This is a genomic window from Mycobacterium sp. (assembly GCF_039583785.1).
Classification (GTDB): Bacteria; Actinomycetota; Actinomycetes; order Mycobacteriales; family Mycobacteriaceae; genus Mycobacterium.
On sequence record NZ_JAVKSG010000072.1, the window covers coordinates 1 to 18,368 of the forward strand.

At 67.4% G+C, this 18,368-nt stretch carries 14 protein-coding genes and 1 pseudogene; 3 read left to right on the forward strand and 12 right to left on the reverse strand.

Annotated features, from left to right (window positions below):
- The 9 genes from ABDV69_RS17340 to ABDV69_RS17380 form a co-directional block, all read right to left on the reverse strand.
- The coding region (locus ABDV69_RS17340; RefSeq protein ID WP_343576558.1) for a PE-PPE domain-containing protein at nucleotides 1-784 on the reverse strand (784 nt) is incomplete at its 3' end.
- A gap of 65 nt (nucleotides 785-849) precedes the next feature.
- Nucleotides 850-1,278 carry a TetR family transcriptional regulator gene (locus tag ABDV69_RS17345; RefSeq protein WP_343576560.1) on the reverse strand — a complete coding sequence of 143 codons (429 nt, stop codon included), beginning with the start codon at nucleotides 1,276-1,278 and terminating at the stop codon, nucleotides 850-852.
- Nucleotides 1,279-1,706: 428 nt separating this feature from the next.
- Nucleotides 1,707-3,506 carry an AMP-dependent synthetase/ligase gene (locus tag ABDV69_RS17350; RefSeq protein ID WP_343576561.1) on the reverse strand — a complete coding sequence of 600 codons (1,800 nt, stop codon included), beginning with the start codon at nucleotides 3,504-3,506 and terminating at the stop codon, nucleotides 1,707-1,709.
- 91 nt (nucleotides 3,507-3,597) lie between these two features.
- Nucleotides 3,598-8,427: a cation-translocating P-type ATPase gene (locus ABDV69_RS17355; RefSeq protein WP_343576562.1), complete on the reverse strand. Its 4,830-nt coding sequence runs from the start codon at nucleotides 8,425-8,427 to the stop codon at nucleotides 3,598-3,600.
- A gap of 147 nt (nucleotides 8,428-8,574) precedes the next feature.
- Entirely contained in the window at nucleotides 8,575-8,832 is a 258-nt protein-coding gene (locus tag ABDV69_RS17360) for a hypothetical protein (protein WP_343576577.1), read from the reverse strand.
- A gap of 26 nt (nucleotides 8,833-8,858) precedes the next feature.
- A complete protein-coding gene (locus ABDV69_RS17365) occupies nucleotides 8,859-9,212 on the reverse strand; it encodes a heme-binding protein (protein WP_343576564.1) in 354 nt (117 codons plus the stop codon).
- A gap of 294 nt (nucleotides 9,213-9,506) precedes the next feature.
- Nucleotides 9,507-10,124: a zeta toxin family protein gene (locus ABDV69_RS17370; protein WP_343576578.1), complete on the reverse strand. Its 618-nt coding sequence runs from the start codon at nucleotides 10,122-10,124 to the stop codon at nucleotides 9,507-9,509.
- A gap of 57 nt (nucleotides 10,125-10,181) precedes the next feature.
- Nucleotides 10,182-10,529 carry a type II toxin-antitoxin system Phd/YefM family antitoxin gene (locus ABDV69_RS17375; RefSeq protein ID WP_343576580.1) on the reverse strand — a complete coding sequence of 116 codons (348 nt, stop codon included), beginning with the start codon at nucleotides 10,527-10,529 and terminating at the stop codon, nucleotides 10,182-10,184.
- A gap of 383 nt (nucleotides 10,530-10,912) precedes the next feature.
- On the reverse strand, nucleotides 10,913-11,836 hold the full coding sequence (locus ABDV69_RS17380) for a class I SAM-dependent methyltransferase (protein ID WP_343576566.1): 924 nt from the start codon (nucleotides 11,834-11,836) through the stop codon (nucleotides 10,913-10,915).
- Nucleotides 11,837-12,027: 191 nt separating this feature from the next.
- Between ABDV69_RS17380 and ABDV69_RS17385 the strand changes: the two genes are divergently transcribed.
- Nucleotides 12,028-12,216: a hypothetical protein gene (locus tag ABDV69_RS17385; protein ID WP_343576568.1), complete on the forward strand. Its 189-nt coding sequence runs from the start codon at nucleotides 12,028-12,030 to the stop codon at nucleotides 12,214-12,216.
- Nucleotides 12,217-12,370: 154 nt separating this feature from the next.
- On the opposite strand, the gene ABDV69_RS17390 is transcribed toward ABDV69_RS17385, so the two are convergent.
- Nucleotides 12,371-14,110 carry a hypothetical protein gene (locus ABDV69_RS17390; protein ID WP_343576570.1) on the reverse strand — a complete coding sequence of 580 codons (1,740 nt, stop codon included), beginning with the start codon at nucleotides 14,108-14,110 and terminating at the stop codon, nucleotides 12,371-12,373.
- A gap of 560 nt (nucleotides 14,111-14,670) precedes the next feature.
- On the opposite strand from ABDV69_RS17390, the gene ABDV69_RS17395 reads away from it, so the two are divergent.
- Both ABDV69_RS17395 and ABDV69_RS17400 read left to right on the forward strand, forming a co-directional pair.
- The gene (locus ABDV69_RS17395; protein WP_343576572.1) at nucleotides 14,671-15,402 is read left to right on the forward strand and encodes an enoyl-CoA hydratase/isomerase family protein; all 732 of its coding nucleotides are present in this window, start codon (nucleotides 14,671-14,673) and stop codon (nucleotides 15,400-15,402) included.
- 7 nt (nucleotides 15,403-15,409) lie between these two features.
- On the forward strand, nucleotides 15,410-15,883 hold the full coding sequence (locus ABDV69_RS17400) for an SRPBCC family protein (protein WP_343576574.1): 474 nt from the start codon (nucleotides 15,410-15,412) through the stop codon (nucleotides 15,881-15,883).
- A 56-nt stretch (nucleotides 15,884-15,939) separates the two neighbouring features.
- Here ABDV69_RS17400 and ABDV69_RS17405 read toward each other — a convergent pair.
- A pseudogene (locus ABDV69_RS17405) lies at nucleotides 15,940-17,325 on the reverse strand (13E12 repeat family protein).
- 176 nt (nucleotides 17,326-17,501) lie between these two features.
- Nucleotides 17,502-18,275 carry an SDR family oxidoreductase gene (locus ABDV69_RS17410; protein WP_343576576.1) on the reverse strand — a complete coding sequence of 258 codons (774 nt, stop codon included), beginning with the start codon at nucleotides 18,273-18,275 and terminating at the stop codon, nucleotides 17,502-17,504.
- Between the last annotated feature and the right edge of the window lie 93 nt (nucleotides 18,276-18,368).

An 18,368-nucleotide genomic window follows, 5' to 3' on the forward strand; every position in this document is an offset into this window, starting at 1 on the left:
GGTCTTCGTTGATCGCGGTGAGAATGTCATTCGTCAGAGTCGTCCCGGTTGTACCGCCGCCGAACAACTGGACCAAGTCGCCGTAGATGTTGGTGGCTATCCCGTTCACGTCGCTCGGGTCGCCGATGAACACGAAATGCAGGTCATCCTGAGGGATCGTGGCCGAAAGCACTTTCTCGGCCGCCGAAGCAGCGATGACGCTCTGCGAGTAGGCGAACACCGTCAGCGGATCTGAGGCACTCATGTCCCCCGCGGCGTATTCAGCTTCCACCGCACTGATGATGTCCGTCTCGTCCTGAAGGCTGCTTGGGCCGAACTCGAACACTTCCGGCGTCGTCAGTACTTGCAACGGCGCGTCGCACGGCGCGGTTCCCACCATGTCGCAGATGGACGCGGCATCGGCGAACCCCAACGGCTTCAGAAACAGCGACTCGGCGGCGTCCACGTAGGCCGTCGATGGTGTCGGTTCGGCAGTGCCGCCGAGGAAGATCGCGTTGGTGCTGTCCGACAATGGATCACTCATGTCGCCGTTGGCGTGGGCCGACATAGAGAGGGCGACCGAAACACCGGTCGCACCGAGAACTGGCACGATTACGCGAAGACTCTTCCGCACGACAAACCTCATCCAATTCCTGCAGGTCGCCAAAAGCGCACCTGTCCTGGGGGCCGAGCAACCACAACTGTCGGCTCGGATCACGTTGGCTTCTCTCGCCGACGCGCTGCTAGCGTGCTGCGGCCCCGCATCTCGTTCTTTCGCGGTGATCGTAACCAGGAAGGGCCGCATCCGTCAGCTTTTCTCTAAAAAAATAGAACATTTCCCGATTGGCTTCGGCTGCCAGCTCGGCGCCGTCAATGCCAACTGTCGCGGATCCCATTAAGGATCGCTTGGATCATTGAGTCAAGTTGCGCCACGTCGTAGGTGGTCTCACCGTTGCGAACGAAATCGCCCATGACACCACTTATGAAACGGCTGACGGCGAAGGTTTGGTCTTCGATTAGCGCTGGGTCGAGATCGGTGCCAGCGGGTTGCCACTGGATGATCAGTGCGCGCTGCAAAGCTTCAAACCGTTCCGCGATTTCGCCGATAGTGTGTGCGAAGTCTGGGTCGCGTCCGGCAAGTGCGACCAGCTCGTGTCGAGCTTTGGTGCGGGTGAGCCAAGGCGGTTGGCCCGTCATCACGATCATTGTGGCCAACCCTAGTGTTCCTGAGAATCGCCGGTCATGACTGTCGGTGAGTTCGGCCATGCGTGTGAGATCGGCTGCGTCGAGGTCGCTCATGCGTTGGGCCGCACCGATAAGTAGTGCTTTTCGGGTGCGGTAGTAGGCAGACGTGGTGCCTGCCGGCATCCCCGCGTGCCGATCGACCTTCGGATGACTGAGTCCGCGCGCACCGTCGTTAGCCAGCAACTCCAGTGCAGCATCGCACAGTTCTCGCCGACGCTGCACTGCATTGTATTTCCGCGGGTTAGCTACGCTTAGCAGTCTAATGGGCAGCGGTGACCGGCGGTGCGTCCGCGCGATTCCGTCTTTGCTAGCGCGCACGACCGCCAGCAGTACCATCGCGTCGTGTAGCTGAGCTGAAAGCTTTTTACCGAGTTGGTGTCTCAGGTATGCGTGCGCAGCACCATCTACATGTCGGCGTGAGCGCATCGCGACCCGCGCGGACGGATACTCCAGACCAGTGCACCGACTCCTCGGCGACCGGCTCAGGAGTAGAAGCCATCCAGGGTCTCCTTGTTCTGCTCGGCGACCACGCCGCGCTTCACCTTCAGCGACGGCGTCAACTGACCGCCGTCGACGGAGAGGTCATGGTCGAGCACCGCCCACTTCTTGATGGTCTCCCACCGGTTCAGGCTGGCGTTCAGCTTGTTGACGTGCTCGGAGATCATCTCGTGCACGGCATCGGATTTCGTCAGCTCTTCATACGACTTACCTTGCAGCCCGTGGTCTTTGGCCCAACCGCTGATCGAGTCCTCATCGAGGGTCAGCAGTGCGGCGGCGAAGTTCTTGCCCTCGCCGAACACCATGAACTGGCTGGCGTACGGGCACAGCGTGGCGAACTTCGCCTCGATCGCCGGCGGCGCGACGTACTTGCCGTTGGACAACTTGAACAGCTCCTTGATCCGGCCGGTGATCGACAGGAAACCGTCGTCGTCGAGCTTGCCCTGATCCCCGGTGGACAGCCAGCCGTCCTTCAGCGATTGGGCGGTGGCGTCGTCGAGGTGGTGGTAGCCCGCCATCACGCAGTCGCTGCGGAACTGCACCTCGCCGGCATCGCTGATGCGGACCTCGGTGCCCTCGAACGGCAGGCCGACGGTGCCGAGCTTGTAGTTGTCCGGCCGGTTGATGAACCCCGCGCCGGACGACTCGGTGAGCCCGTAGCCCTCCAGCACCAGCACACCGGCGGCCTCGAACCACTCGGCGACGTCCCGGTTCAGCGGCGCCGAACCCGATATGAAGAACCGGATCCGCCCGCCGAACACGTCGCGAATCTTGGCGAACACCAACTGGTCGAACAGCCGCTGCTGCACCGCCAGATGTGGCCCGACGAACGTGCCTTCGCGGCGCCGGCGGGCCACCTCCTTGCCCACCGTGAAAGCCCGGTTGAACAGGACGGCCTTGGCGCCCTTCTGTTGCGTGACGATCTTGTTGTAGGCCTTCTCGAAGATGCGCGGCGCGGCGCCCATGAAGGTCGGTTTGACCACGCCGCAGTTCTCCACGATCTTGTCGACGCGACCGTCGATCGCGGTGGCGAAACCGCACGCCACCTGGGTGGCGATCAGCACCTTGCCGAAGGCGTGGGCCAGCGGCAGCCACAGCAGTTGCAGGTCGCTTTCGTCGAGCAGGCCCATGCCGGCGATCACGTTGCCGGTATAGACCCAGGATTTGTGCGGCAGCCGTACGCCCTTCGGCTTGCCAGTGGTCCCGGAGGTGTAGATCAGCGTCGCCAACTGCTCGGATGCGATGTCCTCGACGGCTTTCCGCACGCAATCGGCATGCTCGGCAAGGTATTTCGTGCCCGCTTCGGCGAGGTCGTCCAGGGTGATCACCCAGTCGTCGTCCGAGGTTCCGTCGATCAGGACGACCTTGGTCAGGTTGGACAGCTCGCTGCGCCGCTCGGAGAGCTTCTCGAGCTGGGTGGCGTCTTCGGCGAAGACGATCGTGGAGCCGGAGTCGGCCAGGATGTAGGCGGTGTCGTTGGCGTTGGTGCTGGGGTAGACGGTGGTCGTCGCGGCGCCGGCGCACAAGATCGCCAGATCGGCGAGGATCCACTCCAGCCTGGTGGCCGAGGCGATGCCGACCCGGTCCTCGGGCTCGACGCCGAGCGACAGCAGCCCCGCCGCCAGCGCTTCGACCCGTTCGGCGGTCTGATTCCAGGTGACCGAGGTCCAGCCGCCGTCCTCGGGGAAGCGAAACGCCTCGTGGTCGCCGGACTTCTCGACGCGCCGCAAAAACAGCTGCGCCAGATTGGACGTCCGGCTTGGGCTAACACTCGTCTCGGCCATCGAACTTCCTTCTTGGTCTCGGCAATCTCGCACCCATAATCTTGCGGGCAGTGTCCGCCGCTGGACGCCGAAACGCGAATTTGCCGCCCGATTAGCGGCCGGCCGTGGCCTCTGCCAGTTCGGGCTGGACGATTCCGGCGGTTCTGGCCAACCAGTGGGGTGCGAGCACCGACAGCCCGGTGGCGGCCGCGGTCGCTCCGGCGACGCCGGTCCAGGCGACCGGTCCGAGCGGCGTGCAGCCGAAGAAGTGGCTGATGCCCGGGGTCTGGACGATCGCGACCAGCACCGCCGAGCTGCCCAGCGCCGTCGCCACCACCAGCGGGCTGTGTCGGCGGGTGAGCAGCGTCTGCGCCAGCTGCGTCGTCACCAGCGCGGTCAGTCCCATGGTCGACGTGCGCCTTTCGGTGCCCGGCGTCCAGCGCCCGATGGCCCACGCCGAGGTCGCGCCGATGGCGGTGACGGCGCCGCGGGTGACGATTCGGCGCATCAGCTCGACGTCCAGCGACGGCGTCGGCCCGGTCAGCACCGAGAGCTGATAGGCGCGGCGCGCTTCGAGGGCCTCCTCGTCGGTGTCGTACTCGTCGGCGTCGGCTTCCTCGAATTGCGGGGTGACGGCAACCGCGAGCGCCGGGAACATGTCGGTCAGCAGATTCACCAACAGCAGTTGCCGGGTTCCGATCGGCGCCCGCCCGCTACCCAGGGCCGTGCCGATGATGGTGAACAGCACCTCGCCGACGTTGCCGCCGACCAGGATCGTCACCGCGTCCCGCACGCCGGCCCACATGCCGCGCCCCTCGACCAGGGTGTCGAGCAGGACGCCCAGGTCGTCGTCGGTCAGCACCATGTCCGCGGCGCCCCGGGCGGCTGACGAGCCGCGCCCGCTGACCCCGATGCCCACGTCGGCCATCCGGATCGCGGCAGCGTCGTTGGCGCCGTCGCCGACCATCGCCGTCACTCGTCCGCAGCGTTGCAGGGCACCGACGATCTGCACCTTCTGCTCCGGGCTGACCCGGGCGAACACCTGCACGTCGGCGACGAGCTTGGCCGCGGCGTCCTCGTCGAGGCCGTTGAGTTCGGAGCCGGTGACCACCCGCGCGCCTTCGGGCAGACCCAGCTGACGGGCGATCGCCCGCGCGGTCACCGGGTGGTCGCCGGTGATCAGCACGACGTCGCGATTCGCTTCGACCAAGGCTTCGATCAGCGGGCGGGCCGACGGGCGGGCGGTGTCGGCCAGGCCGACGTAGCCGATCAGCTCCAGATCGTGTGCGGCCGCATCGACGGCGTCAGCGTCGGTGTTCTCGTCGTCGGTGCTGCGCTTCCAGGAGCCCTTCGCGACGGCCAGTACCCGCAACCCCTGTTCGGCGAGGTTGTGCACCACCGATTCCGCATGATCCAGGTCGGCCTGCGGGTCGGTGAACCGGCAGCGCGGCAGGACCACTTCGGGAGCGCCCTTGAGCATCAGCACGGGTTGGGTGGGATTCGCGGCGAGGGTGCCGATCGAGGCGGCGAAGCCACGGCTGGACTCGAACGGAACCTCGGCGAGCAAGTCCCATTCCGGATCGCTGTTACCGGCATGGGATTCGGCGGCTTTGAGGATCGCCTCGTCGGTGGCGTGCGCGTGGCCTTGCGCCTCGTCAGGTTGCGACGACGCGCGGGCGGCGGCCCGTAGGACGGCGGTGGCCTCCGGGTCGGCGGTGCCGGGGAGCGGACCCTGCGGGCTGGTCCCGGCCGGCACCGAAAGCACAAGGCGCAGGCGGTTTTCGGTGAGCGTGCCGGTCTTGTCGAAGCAGACCGTGTCGACGCGGCCCAGCGCCTCGATGGTCCGCGGAGCGCGGACCAGCACGCCACGCGTCGACAGCCGCTGCGCGGCGGCCAGCTGAGACAGCGTCGCCACCAACGGCAGACCCTCCGGCACGGCGGCCACCGCGATCGCGACGCCGTCGGCGACCGCTTGGCGCAGGGTGGCCCGGCGCAGCAGAGCCAGACCCGACACCGCGGCGCCGCCGGCCAGGGTCAGCGGCAACACCTTGGCGGTCAGCTCACGCAGCCGGGCCTGCACACCGGCCGACGACTCGACGTCGATGACGGCCGAGATCGCCCGGTGCGCGGCGGTGCCCACCCCGGTGGCCACCACGATCGCCCGGGCGTGGCCCGCGACGATCGTGCTGCCCTCGAACAGCATGCTGGCCCGTTCGGTGTCGGCGGCTGCGACCGGATCGACCTGCTTGTCGACCGGCAACGACTCACCGGTCAGCAGCGATTCGTCGACTTCGAGATCCTCGGCCACCAGTAGCCGGGCGTCGGCGGGTACCACGTCGGGCGCCACCAGGTCGATGACGTCGCCGGGACGCAGCGCACTCGCCGTCACGGTGACCAGACGTTCGGCGTTGCGCGCCGCCTCCAGCCGGCGCCGCGCCGTCGCCACGGTCGGGATGACCACCCGACGCGCGAACTGGTCCTGCTCGGCGAAGAGTTCGGCGGCTGCTGCCTCGGCGCGCAGTCGCTGCGATCCTCCGATCAGCGCGTTGACGGCCATCACTCCACCGACCAGAAACGCGTCGACGTTGCTGCCCAGGATCGCCGAGGCGGCGGCGCCGACGGCCAGGATCGGGGTGAGCGGATCGGACAGTTCGGCCCGGGTCGCGGACAGCAGCTGGCCGGCCTGACGCGCCGGCCCGCGCAGCGGCGAGACCAACGGGCTGTCGGACAGGTCCGAAAGAACGCGTCGCCAGCCCGGCATGCCGGTCTCGATGGCCAGTGGCAGAGCCCGGCCGGCCAGTCGGGCGTAGACGATCTCCGGGTCGAGGGCGTGCCACGCGGTGAGCGGCTGCGGCGTCGGATCGGGTTGGCGCAGCACCCTGGTGGCCGCGAACGCCCCGGACACCAGCGCGCTGGCCGCGGCGGCGTTGACCGGGTTGAGCCAGCGCCGAAGCGCCATCGGGTTGGTCGGCCCCTGCGGGTTACCGGTCACCAGCAGCAATCCGGCCAGCGTGGTCCCACCCTTGGCCAGGTTGACCGACGACTCGCTGGCCGCGCGGGCGGCGGGCAACGCCGACAAGATGCGCACCGCGGCGGCCAGATCGGTGCCGGTGATGATGTCGGCGCTCCACGGCGTCGCGGCCTTCGGGTCGTCCAGCGCGACACCGACGTCGGCGATGGCCAGCGCGGCCAGCGTGTCGGTGGAGGCGAAGTCGCGGTGCAGCGCGGTGATCAGCAGCACCGGCCCGCGGTCGGCCCGCAGGTCGCGGACCAGCTTGAGCAGCGGCGTGCCGATCGAATGACTGGCGGCGACGCTGCCTGTCAGGTCCTGGGTGCCGGCGACGTGCCGCAGCACGACGCGGGCACCGGTGCGGTTGGCGATCTGCAGCAGCGGGATCGCGAACGGGTCGACCTCCCAGCCGACCTCGACGTGCCCGACCGTCTCGCCGTCGACGACGAGGTCGGCGTGCTCCAGGCCTTGGGCGGGCGTGGCCGACGGTCCCTGCGGTCGTTGCCACCGCAGTCGCGCGGTGTTGGCCGGCAACTCGTCAGGGTCGGGCTCCGGCGGCTCCTCGGAGTGCAGCAGCGCGTCGGCGACCTCGTAGACCCGGTCGTCGTCCCAGCCGGTGATGTCACCGCGGGCGTGCAGCACCGCGCGGTGGTCGCCGCGCAGCGCGGCGCCGTCGATGACGACGACCTTCACCCGGTCCAGCCGGCGCAGGGCGCCGGGGTCGAGGATCATCTGTCCGTCGTCGGCCAGTCCGCGGCCCAGCACCGCGGCGAACGATTGGCGGCCCATGTGCGCGGCTTTCGGGATGCCGGCCAGCACCGCACCGGCGGCGTCCTCGGGACCACCGCCGGCGACCAGCGCGCTCGCGGCGGCGATCAGTGAGCCGTTGGCGGCCGAGTCGGCGTAGTCCTCGACCGGCCCGGCCATCGATCCTTTCGCGGTGTCGATGGCGGCGTCGATCGACCCGTCGACCACCACGTGCGATGCCTCGCCGGCCGATGCTGCCGCCCAATTATGCTGCGGTGCTTGTACTTTAGCGACGCCAGCGGACGAGATGACGGGGACGACGGGCGCTTGGGGCCGGTTGGGGGAGGCCAGCTGCGGCTCGCGGTCGCGCCAGCGGCGGCGGTGCGCCTCGGCCTCGGAGATCTGCAGGAAGCGTCCCACCAGGTCCAGCAGCGGCGTGCCGACCGCCTGGGTCAGCCCGTTGGCCGCCGCGGACGTCGCGGCGAGCGCGAGGTCGGTGCCGACTCGGCCCAACCGCGATTCGAGCACCGCCACCACTCGCGGCTGATCTTTCAGCAGGGCGGCGGCGGCGCGGGTGGTCTTCGGCGCGGCGGGCAGCTTGATCACCCAACCGGTGACCGCGGCGCCGATCGCCACCGCGTCGAAGGCGGCCGCGGTCAGCGGAACTAGCACCGCCAGCGGGTTACCGGGGTCGGCGAACGGCGCGATCCGGATCTGCGGTTCGCGCCCCTCGGCGACCAATGCCGAGGCTGCGGAGTTCACCACGTCGCGGACCGTCTCGAGGACGACGTCGACGTCGGCTTCGTCGTCGAGTTCGACCACCAGCCGGCCTAGCGCACCCTCGACGTGGGCGTTGGCAACACCCACGACGGCTCGAACCGGTCCTTCGACCACCGCGGCGTGCTCGTGCCAGCGCGGGAACGGCAGCAGCGGGTCGAGGTCCAGATGGACCCGTCGTCCGGCCTGCCAGCGCACGGTCGTCGAAGCGGTGGCTTTGCTGCCGTTTCTCGGCTGGCCGTTGCCCAGGATGCGGGCGGTCGACTGGCTCACGGTGTCCACTACCGGAGCGGTCAGCGTGTGCATGGTGTCGGCGGCACTGGCCACACTCTGCGCGCCGGCCTGCAACATCTGCACGGCTCCACCGGCGACTCCGCCGACCAGCGCGGTTACACCTGGCACCCTCATGAATCACCCTTCGCGACGTCTACGTTGTCGGCCAGTGCCACCTGGGCAACAGCGGCGGCATCAGCTACGACGAATGGGGGGACCGCGGACATCCCCCGTTAGTAAACGAGCGTACGTGTTACGCCTGAGTCCAGCCGTGTCAGAAAGCTACGTGCAACCGCTGACGTGAATTCGTCGGCCGACGCCGACGCAGACGTTCACCGGCGGCGTTGGGGGAGGCGGCGGCGGGAAGTCCTGCGGTAGCGGCGCATAGTCGGCCGGCGGTGGGACGTAGCCGTTGATCGTGTCGGCGACGTTGCTGCATCCGCTCACCGAAATACGTCTGCCGACGCTTGCGCAGACGTCGGCGTTGGCTGCGCCGCCGGGCAGCCCGAACAGACCCGACGCGACAGCGACCATTGCCATCCCCGCGGCAACCCACGCCCGGCGAGTCACGCCGCACCCTGCCCGAGCAGCGGTGTCCAACTACACCGCTGCCTGATGTCGGTCAGCGGCTGACGGATTCCTTCGAGATCCGCTTCTTCCTGGGGGTTGGTGCTGAAGTAGTCCTGCACCTCGGAGCCGATCTGATCCGTGGGCTGATCCTGCAGGCCGGTGTAAAAGCCGTTCACATCCGGATGGGTGTAAAGGTAAGCCGACAGCGCAGTCGCGACACCGGCCGCGACTCCGGCGATGTCCGCGGCCGAGCAATTGGCTGGTCGGGGCGCCGGGTCAGCCGCGGCGTGACCGGTGGCAGATAGCAGTGTCCCGACGGCGATGGCGCCGACTACCCCCGGTCGGGACACGAATTCGGAAAGGGACTCACTGGCTCCTTCGCGCGGTCGTCCCCCTAAAACTAAAGCCACAGCTAAGCACCGCACAGACCGGTTTGGTCGCGAAAGCGGTCAGCGTGTCGGCGGCAGCCCTTCACGCCGGCCGTGAACGGGTCGGAGATCGGTCGAGTCCATAGCGGCCGCCGCACGTTGCTCGACGACGCGTCACGATCGGCCGGGTCCACCCCGGTACCGACTACCTGGGTGAGCTACGTCGCGAGATCGCTACCTGCGCAGCGCATTCCAGCGACAAATCCGTTGCCCCGGTCACGTCTTCTGCGACTGTTCCAGTGCGGCGGCGACAATGGGCTGCGCCCACGCCGGCGTCGAGGACAGATCGGACGGCCCGACGATGCGACCCCGCCGCATGTGCAGCACCAGAACAGGCTGCGGGGCCTGCCCGGTTGCAGGATCGGCGGTCGCCGAGTTGTCGTACATCCGCAGTTCGGTGAGCACCGGTAGCAGATTGATCAGATTGATGCGGCTGTGCCGATAGCGTCGGCGGATCGCGGCCTCGGGGATGTTGTGCCCGCCCCCGCGCACGCGTTGCCGCACCCGTTCGATATGGGCTTCGGGGCTCTCGAGCCCGACGAAAAAGAGCCGAATCTCGATGCCACGTGCGGCGGCCTCGGCCAGCAAGGCCGGCATGGTGTTACCGCCCAGTGTGGTCTCGAAGGTGAAATCGAGGCCCTCGTCGAGGGCCCGCTGCAACAGTGTCCGGCCCTGCGTCCACGCGGCGGCGTTCGCCTCGGTCTGGTTGAGGCCGGGATTGGCCGCGAGGATCGCCCGGGCGGCCTCGTCCGGGTTGTAGTACTCACCGCCCTTGTCGCGGATCGTCGCGCCGACGACGCTGCTCTTACCGGCGCCGTTGACGCCGGCCAGCACATAGATCTGCGCTGGTGTGTCGATCGTGCCCACCACGTGTCGCGTTGGCTTGCCGCGTTACGCGGTGCGCGACGCCTTCACCGCAGCAGCGCCCATCTCCTCCGGGGAGGCATCGAATGCCGCGGCGACCCCGGCCTTGGCCTCCGGTGTCTGCATGGTGGCCAACAGATCGTTGAACCGATCGCTCAGGTCGTCGAGCGCAGGAGTGGTCGACGCGGTCAACGCCTCGAACTCGGCGTAGGACAGCAGCACCGCCCTGGGGGTGTCGTGCTTGGTGATCACTACGGCCCCATCGGCCGCGGCCTGCTCGAAGACGCTGCCGAACTCGTTCTTGAGGCGGCTGGCCGTCACCGTGGGTACGTCGACCAGCTTGCCGTCGCGGTTGCGGAACGAGAGGGTCATGATGGGTCTCCTTGCTCGATACTTACGCACCCATTCTAGCCCTTTTGTCTATTTTGTGCGATTCGACCAGTCTATCCACCGCGCTGCGTCTTCCGATGGAGTGATTCGCTCGTTGATCGCTCGAAAAGTTGAACGCCGCAGACGACGACGGCCACGGATAGCGCCGTCTTAACGATCGTCGCCTCTGCCGCCCGGACGATCGAGTGCAAACGATTCACGTGGGCGCACCCACCGCCTAAGGGCGGTATTGACTCGCCGGCCATCGGCGTGCTCTTCGACGTCGAGCACAACGCGTTCTGGTGCCGCATTGGTCCGGATTCACCCGAGGTCGGATGTGTTCACATCGGGGCGGCAACCGACAGCTCAACGTGGCTGCGGTGCCTGCGTCACTTGGTCGACGTGTAGTAGATCGTGTCGGCCATCGACACCGAGTCGCTTTGCGGCACCGGCGGAAGCCCGTGCTCGGCGAGCAGTTCGCCCATCGGCCGGCCGACTGATCGCCAGCCCAAGCCATCCAGGTACTCGGCGACGTCGTTGCGTTCGCCCTGGTAACCGAGTTCGTCGAAGTTGAGGTCGAATCCGGCCGCACGCCACTTGTCGGTGGCCTTGCGCATCATCTCGCGGGCCGCGTCCTGGTCGAGGTCGGCCATGTCCGGGATGGCCTCGGTGGCCAGCCGGCTGCCGTCGGCGCTGAGCGCGGAGATGTTGTCCAGCAAGCGGTCCTGCGCTTCCGGGGGCAGGTAGCCGAGCAATCCCTCGGCGATCCACGCGGTCGGTTGGCTGCTGTCGAAACCGGCTTCGGCCAACGCGGCCGGCCAGTCGTTGCGCAGGTCGATGGCGACCGTGCGACGTTCGGCGGTCGGGGTCGCACCTAGCTCGGACAGCGTCTGGGTCTTGAATGCGATCACCTCGGGCTGGTCGACCTCGAACACGGTCATGCCTGCAGGCCACTGCAACCGGTAGGCGCGGGCGTCGAGACCCGAGGCGAGAATGACTGCCTGGCGGATGCCGGCCTGCGTCGCGTCGGTGAAGAACGCGTCGAAAAAGCGGGTCCGGACGGCCATCGCGTCGGGCATCTGCTGAAGCTTCCAGGTGGAGTCGTCGCTGTCGACTGCTTCGATGTCGAGATCGCCGGCGGCCCATCGGGTGAGGAAGTCCACGCCGACGGCCCGGACGAGCGGCTCGGCATACTGGTCGTTGATCAGGGGGTTGTCGGCCTTGGTGGCGACGGCCCGGGCCGCGGCAACCATCGTGGCTGTTGCTCCAACGCTGGTCGCGAGGTCCCAGGTGTCGTTATCGGTGCGCGGCATGGCGTGCTCCTTAGGTAGTCGGGACGTACTTAGTTAGCCTAGCAAGTATTTAGCCGATCTATCAACGTTGGCCGAACACCATCGCCGAGATCGAGCGCGGCGTCATTGCCAAGGAACGGACGGACCTGGCTCAAGGCGCGGTTCTGCGCAGGTGGTTTGAGGACCGGCTACTGCCCACCTTCGAGGGTCGAGTGCTGTCCTTCGACCTGCCAGCCGCCCGCATCGTGGCCGGCTACCGGGTACCCGAGCACGCCCCGTACGCCGACGCCGTCATCGCCGCGATCGCAGAGGCTGGCAACAAGGTGGTCGCGACCCGCAATATCCGGCACTTCGAGCCGCTCGGCGTCCGATGCTTAAATCCGTGGGACCGGGTTGCGTAACGACGTAGTAGCGCAACGACGCAATAGCGCAATGGCGATGTGTGTCTTTAACGTCATTACCCGTCTACGTCACTTGCCAGCCATTGATGGACCCTCAAACGCCGAATATCCCAGGCCCGCCCGGACCTGGGATATTCGGTAGCGCTGGTCAGACCTACAGGCCCAGCAAGGCCAGCGGGTCGATTGCCGAGGCTGCAGTGGTTGCCGAGTCGAACGCCGCGCCCGGGTCGAGCGGCAACGCCGCGTCGATACCACTGACCAGCGAGCTCAGGTCGTAGTCGCCGAACGGTGTCACCAGGGTGTCGGTGACGGTGCCGCCGGCCCCCGGGAGGGCGGTGTAGACGTTTTCATACCCGTTGCCGAAGTTGAATACGTCGTAGACCGATCCGGTGGTCGGCAGCGCCGCGGTCTCCCCGCTGGCAGCATTCACACCTGTGACGGTGAACTCGGTGTTGGTGTAGCCCAGCAGGTTGGTCACGTCTTCGGTGGAGGTGATACTCCCGACGTCGGTGGCGCTGGCGCCGGTGCCGCTGTAGATGTCGAAGTTCTGGGTCGCCTGCGGCAAGGATAAGCCGAGCAGGCTGGGCGTGCCGCCGGCGAGTTCCAGCAGTGGTGGGGCGCCGAAGAGCGGGCTGACCTGGGTGAAGCCGTCGACGGCGGTGCTGCTGGTGCTGGTGGGATCGAAGGTGGTGCCGTCGATGGTGAACGCGCCTGAGCCGATCGAGCTGTCACCGCTTTGCAGGCCGGTGAAGGCGTCGCCCGGGTTCACCGGGTCCGCGGCGTTGAAACCGCCGAACAGGGAATTGAGGTTTTCGTCGCCGTACGGCGTGACCAGGGTGTCGGTGACGGTGCCGCCGGTGCCCGGGGTGGCAATGTAGACGTTCTCGTAGCCGTTGCCCAGGTTGAACGCGTCATACACGGTTCCGACGGCCGGCAGGTTGGCGGCGGTCTCCCCGGTGGCCGGGGCGGAACTGAGGACGGTGAGTTCGGTGTTGGTGGCACCCAACAGGTTCGTCACGTCCTCGCTGGTGTTGATGGTCCCGACGTCGGTGGCGCTGGCCGTGGTGCCGTTGAAGACGTCGAAGCTTTGCTGGTTGAGATTCAAGCCGCTACCGAAATTAATATGCGCGCCGCTGATGTTCAGCACCGGCGGTGAGCTGGCCAGCGAGTCGACCGGGGCGAAGCCCTCGACCGCGTTGGCGCCGGACCCGGTGAACGGGTCCAGGGCGGTGGTGCTGCTGATCGCGAACGCGTCTTTGCCGACCGCGGGGTCGGCCAGGCCGGTGAAGGCGTCGCCGGGCAGCAACGGCGCGGCGGCGTCGATCCCGCTGACCAGCGAGCTCAGGTTCTGGTTGCCGTAGGGCGTGACCAGCGTGTCGGTGACGCTGCCGCTGGATCCGGGGGTGGCCGTGTAGACGTTGGCGTAGCCGTTGCCCAGGTTGAACTCGTCGTAGACCGATCCCACCGTTGGCAGCGCCGCGGTGGTCTCTCCGGTGGCCGGGGTGACCGTGTCGACGGTGAACTCGGTGTTGGTCAGGCCCAGCAGGTTGGTCACGGTCTCGCTGGTGTCGATGCTGCCCAGGTCGGTGCCGCTGGCGCTGTACACGTCGAAGCTCTGCGCGGCGACAGGGATGCCGAGCGCCTGACCGCCGCCGAGTTGCAGTAGCGGCGCCGCGATGCTGAGCTGGTCGACCGGGGTGAAGCCTTGGACGTCGGTGACATTCGGCGCGGTGCCGCTGGCGATGTACGGGTCGAAGGTGTAGCCGCCGATGGTGAAGGCGTCCGCGCCGGTGGCGATGGGGGCGTCGGCGGTCGCGACGGCTACCTGCAGAAACGCCGTGGTCAGCAATCCGCCGGTGGCGGCCAACCCAGCAAGTACCAAGCGCTGATGCATTTTCAAAGCTCCTGTGTTCATGTCAGCGGCACAAAACTCGTCGGCTAATTAGCAGTGATTAACATCACTAAAATTAGGCCGCGTCCACGTAGTTAGTCAATGGAAAACTTGGATAATTCTCATATTTAAAGACAAATGCCAGGCGATGAGCAGGCGATGGCGAGGTCCGATCCCAGCGCTGCAGACCGTTCGATGCCAGGTCAGAGCCGGATGGTCGCAGATGTGCTCGTCAACTATGTCCTGAGCCTATTCCAACGCGTCCTCAGGAAAGTTCAGTGACAGGAGGCGTCGGGCCGTGAGGTGGCCGTAGGGTCACGAAGCGCAAAACGTCGCCGATCCGCCGTTGAGGACGGCAGCGCTAGACGAAGTCCGACCCGCCGTCGACGGTGTCGCCCCTGCCAATCCCAGATCCATGTCCGCTCCGTCCCGTTGGCTCGTTCAGATTGTCAGCGGCTGAGCCGAACATCGCGGGTTGGCGACCTGCTGCGTCGAAGCAGAAGTCAGGGCTGTAAGAATCGCAAGTCCACGACCATGGTTTCTGGCTCGCGGCAAGGAGACACATGACCGCTGTTGAAACGGTTGACGGTGCGACGATCCTGCGGTTCGACAACGCCCCGGTGAACGCCCTCGACCTGGACCTGCTGAACGCCATCACCGACGCGATGCGACGCGTCGAGGGGCCGGTGGTCCTCACTGGCGCCGGCCGGGCCTTCTCCGCGGGTGTTGACCTGCGAGCGCTCGCCGACGGCGGTACGGATTACGTCGAGCGGTTCGTCGCCGCGCTGTCGGAGGCCTTCCTGGCGATCTACGACCACCCCGCACCGGTGGTCGCCGCGGTCAACGGGCATGCGATCGCGGGCGGCTGTGTGCTGGCCATGTGCGCCGACGTGCGACTGATGTCCGGCGGGACGATCGGCCTCACCGAGTTGTCCGTCGGGGTGCCGTTCCCGGTGGCCGCGCTGGAAATCTGCCGTGTCGCCATGGGGACGTCGGCGACCCGTGCTGCGTTGCAGGCCAAGACAATCGACGCCGACACAGCGTTGGTCCGCGGTTGGGTCGACGAGGTGGTCGCCAAGGACGAGCTGCTCGACCGGGCGTTGGCCACCGCGCGCGAGCTGGGCCAGTATTCGCCGGCCGCGTACGCCGCCACCAAGGCTCAGCTGCACAAGCCCGTTCGCGCCGCGATAGAAGCAGCCACCAGCACAGATGCCGACGTGCGCGCCAGCTGGATCTCGGAGGAGACCCGCGACCGCATCAACGGGTTCCTCGAGTCGCTGGCCCGCGGCCGCTGAGGCCATCGTGAGCCTGTGGATCGCCCACGCCGAGCGGACGATCAGCGAGGAGATTCCGGCGCCGCCGGATACGGTCCGTGACTTCTACGTCGACCTCGACAACATCAAAGACCTGCACCCGCTGGTGGTTTCTGTGGAGCTCCGCTCGCACGACCGCATCGCCGGTGGCTATCAGAAGACCTATCGGGTGTGTGACCGGATTCCATTGGGGCCGTTGTCGATCCGCATCACCTACTGGGCGCGCCTCGATGTGCCGGCCCACGGCGACGTGATCACCGAGGCGCGCCAGTTCCCCCGGGTGCGGCTTAACGGCACTGTAAGTTTCGAGCGCATCGACTCGGGCACCCGTCTGACCGAGCGGCTGACAATCGCGGCGCCCCGTCCGCTTGCCGCGATGACTCAGCGGGAAGCGGTCAAGGCACATATCGCGATGCTGTCGGGCATCCGCAGCCACTTTCAGACGGGGTGGCCTCGCGGATAGGGTCGTCGAATTTGCCATCAGTGGTCACCTGTGACGGCTCCGGATCGGCGCTCCAGTCAATGGTCGAGGTCTCCGGGTGGGTCGGGGTCGCCGCGCAGCAGTTCGTCGGGATGGTGGGCGTGGTTGATTTCCGGTGGGCCAATGCCGTCGGTCCAGCCGAGTCGTCCGCTGGCGGTGACCACCGTGCGCAGTTCGCCGCGGGTGGCGCAACCGTGGTCGCCGCCGCAGGCGAAGTGCAGTTTGTCGGCGTCCGTGCGGCCGCCGCGGTCCCAGTCCGGTGAATGATGAACTTCGCAGCGGTAACCCGACACCAGACAGTTGGGGCGGGTGCAGCCGCGGTCGCGCGCGTAGCAGATCAGCCGTTGGTCGGCGGTGGCGATGCGTTTCTGGCGACCCAGATAGAGCGGTCGCTCGGTGTGATTGTCGAACACCGCCAAGTAGTGGATTGCGTTGGCGGCCATGCGGATAAGGTCACGCATTGGCAGCCAGGAGCCGCCGCCGGTGCGCGCGGGTGGCGGCATCGGCACTGACGGGTCGACGGCGCCGCGGGCGGCGCGGTCGAGTTCGGCCAACGTGGTGGCGACGACCACGGTGACGGGGTGGCCGCGGTGGGTACCCAGGCCGCCGGAGGCGATCGCGGTTTCCAGGCCCAGCTTTAACGCGTCGTGGCAGCGTTGGGAGGGGGTGCGCTCGTCGCGCGCGCCGGGATCGGTGCCCTCAGGTTGGTGGCGGCCGGGCCGTACCGCGGCTTCGATGGCCTCGAAGTAGGCGCGGGCCTGCGGATCGAGTAGTCCGGTCAGCCGCGACATGCCGTCGGGCCCTTGCCCACCCAGGTGCAGCCCGCGGCGGCGGGCCCTGTCGTCATCGCTGAATTGGCCGTCGGGATTGAGGTAGTCGGCGATGCGCTCACCGAGCCGGGTGATCAGGCCGGCGTCGAGTTTGGTCGCTTCGCAGACCAGCCGGTGTTCGGCGGCCGCCACGTCGGTGGGCGTAACACTCGCCGGTAGCACGTCGAGGGCTCGACACACTGCGCGGATGTGGTCGGCGCCGACCGCACCGGCCTCCACGGCGGCCGCTAACTCCGGCAGCTCCGGGGCCACCGGCGGCCCGGTCAGCGAACGGCGCGGCCGGATCCGCGCGGCGAGCTTGAACCGGCGGGTGATCTCGTGCGGCGTGATACGCAGCCGGCGCCACAGTGCCGCCCGCATGTTCGCGGTGGACGCATTCCCGTCGGGCGGATCGGCGATTTAGCCGAAGAACCGATACATCAGCCCGCGGTTGGTGCGGTCCTGGGTCTCCAGCCGCTCGGCGACATCGACCCGAAAGTCGTTACCCACCAGACATGACGACGTTTCACGCAGCACGTCGTGGGCAGCGTCGATCGCATCGAGAGCGGTGCTGATGCGCTCCCGTGCCTGCTCGGTGCCCAGTGCTGAACCCATGCCTCGACGTTATGAAGCAGCGCCGACACATCGGCGACCGGCAACCCGCGCAAAGCCCGACCTGTGGATCAACCGCCGACTGTGGATAACCGCCCCAACGATCGCCGATGCGGTTGAGGGCGGCCGGCAACAGGACGGTGCGCAGGACGGTGACGTCAATCGCAGACCGCGAAGATTCACGGCGCGGTCCATTCCGAGGTGAGCGCGTACTTCGACAGGTACTTCGTCGTGCTCCAGCCACCGTCGACCACGATGGTCTGCCCGTTGATGAAACTGCCGCCCGGCGAACACAGGAACGCCACCGTGGCAGCCACGTCCTCGACGGTGCCGAGCCGCTGATGCGGGGTCATCTCCACCTGCATCCGGCGAAACCGCGGGTCTTTCAGGCGTTCTTCGGTCATCGCGGTCTGGATCACCCCGGGGGCGACGGCGTTGCAGCGGATGCCGTGCGCCCCGTACTGGGCGGCGATGTGAAGAGTCAGCGCGGTGAGACCCCCCTTGGCTGCAGAATACGGGCCGCCGCGCAGGCCGCCCACGACCGCGAAGGTCGAGGTGATGTTGACGATGGCCGAGCCGGATTCCATGTGCGGCAACACTTCTCGCGTAAGACGAAACGGCGCGCGCAACATCACGTCGAGAAAGTAGTCCAGGGTCTCGTCGTCGGTGTCGTGCAGTGGCGTCGGGTTCCCCACGCCGGCGTTGTTGACCAGGAAGTCGACATGCCCCCACTTCTCCAGGGCTGCGTCGACGACGTGGGCGGGTCCGTCGTCGTCGGTCAGGTCGACTGCCACAGTGCCGACGCGGTTGGGATCGCCCAGTGCTGCGGCCACTTCGGCGAGGCGCTTCTCGTTGCGCCCGGTGGCCAGCACGGCCATGCCCGCCTCGGCCAGCTTGGTCGCACAGCCGAATCCGATGCCGCCGGTCGCCCCGGTCACGATCGCTACCTGCATTTGACGTCCTCCCCGTAGTGCGAGGATTCCTCGTGCCAGTCTGCTGTCTCGATCGCTGCTCATGCGGCGATCGCCGTGGGCGGGCTGGTAGTG

Excerpts from the sequence above, each read along its gene's own strand:
- ABDV69_RS17345 (WP_343576560.1), bottom strand. The coding sequence starts at position 1,278 with ATGAGCGACCTCGACGCAGCCGATCTCACACGCATGGCCGAACTCACC.
- ABDV69_RS17350 (WP_343576561.1), bottom strand. The coding sequence starts at position 3,506 with ATGGCCGAGACGAGTGTTAGCCCAAGCCGGACGTCCAATCTGGCGCAG.
- ABDV69_RS17355 (WP_343576562.1), bottom strand. The coding sequence starts at position 8,427 with ATGAGGGTGCCAGGTGTAACCGCGCTGGTCGGCGGAGTCGCCGGTGGA.
- ABDV69_RS17360 (WP_343576577.1), bottom strand. The coding sequence starts at position 8,832 with ATGGCAATGGTCGCTGTCGCGTCGGGTCTGTTCGGGCTGCCCGGCGGC.
- ABDV69_RS17380 (WP_343576566.1), bottom strand. The coding sequence starts at position 11,836 with ATGCCGCGCACCGATAACGACACCTGGGACCTCGCGACCAGCGTTGGA.
- ABDV69_RS17390 (WP_343576570.1), bottom strand. The coding sequence starts at position 14,110 with ATGCATCAGCGCTTGGTACTTGCTGGGTTGGCCGCCACCGGCGGATTG.
- ABDV69_RS17395 (WP_343576572.1), top strand. The coding sequence starts at position 14,671 with ATGACCGCTGTTGAAACGGTTGACGGTGCGACGATCCTGCGGTTCGAC.
- ABDV69_RS17410 (WP_343576576.1), bottom strand. The coding sequence starts at position 18,275 with ATGCAGGTAGCGATCGTGACCGGGGCGACCGGCGGCATCGGATTCGGC.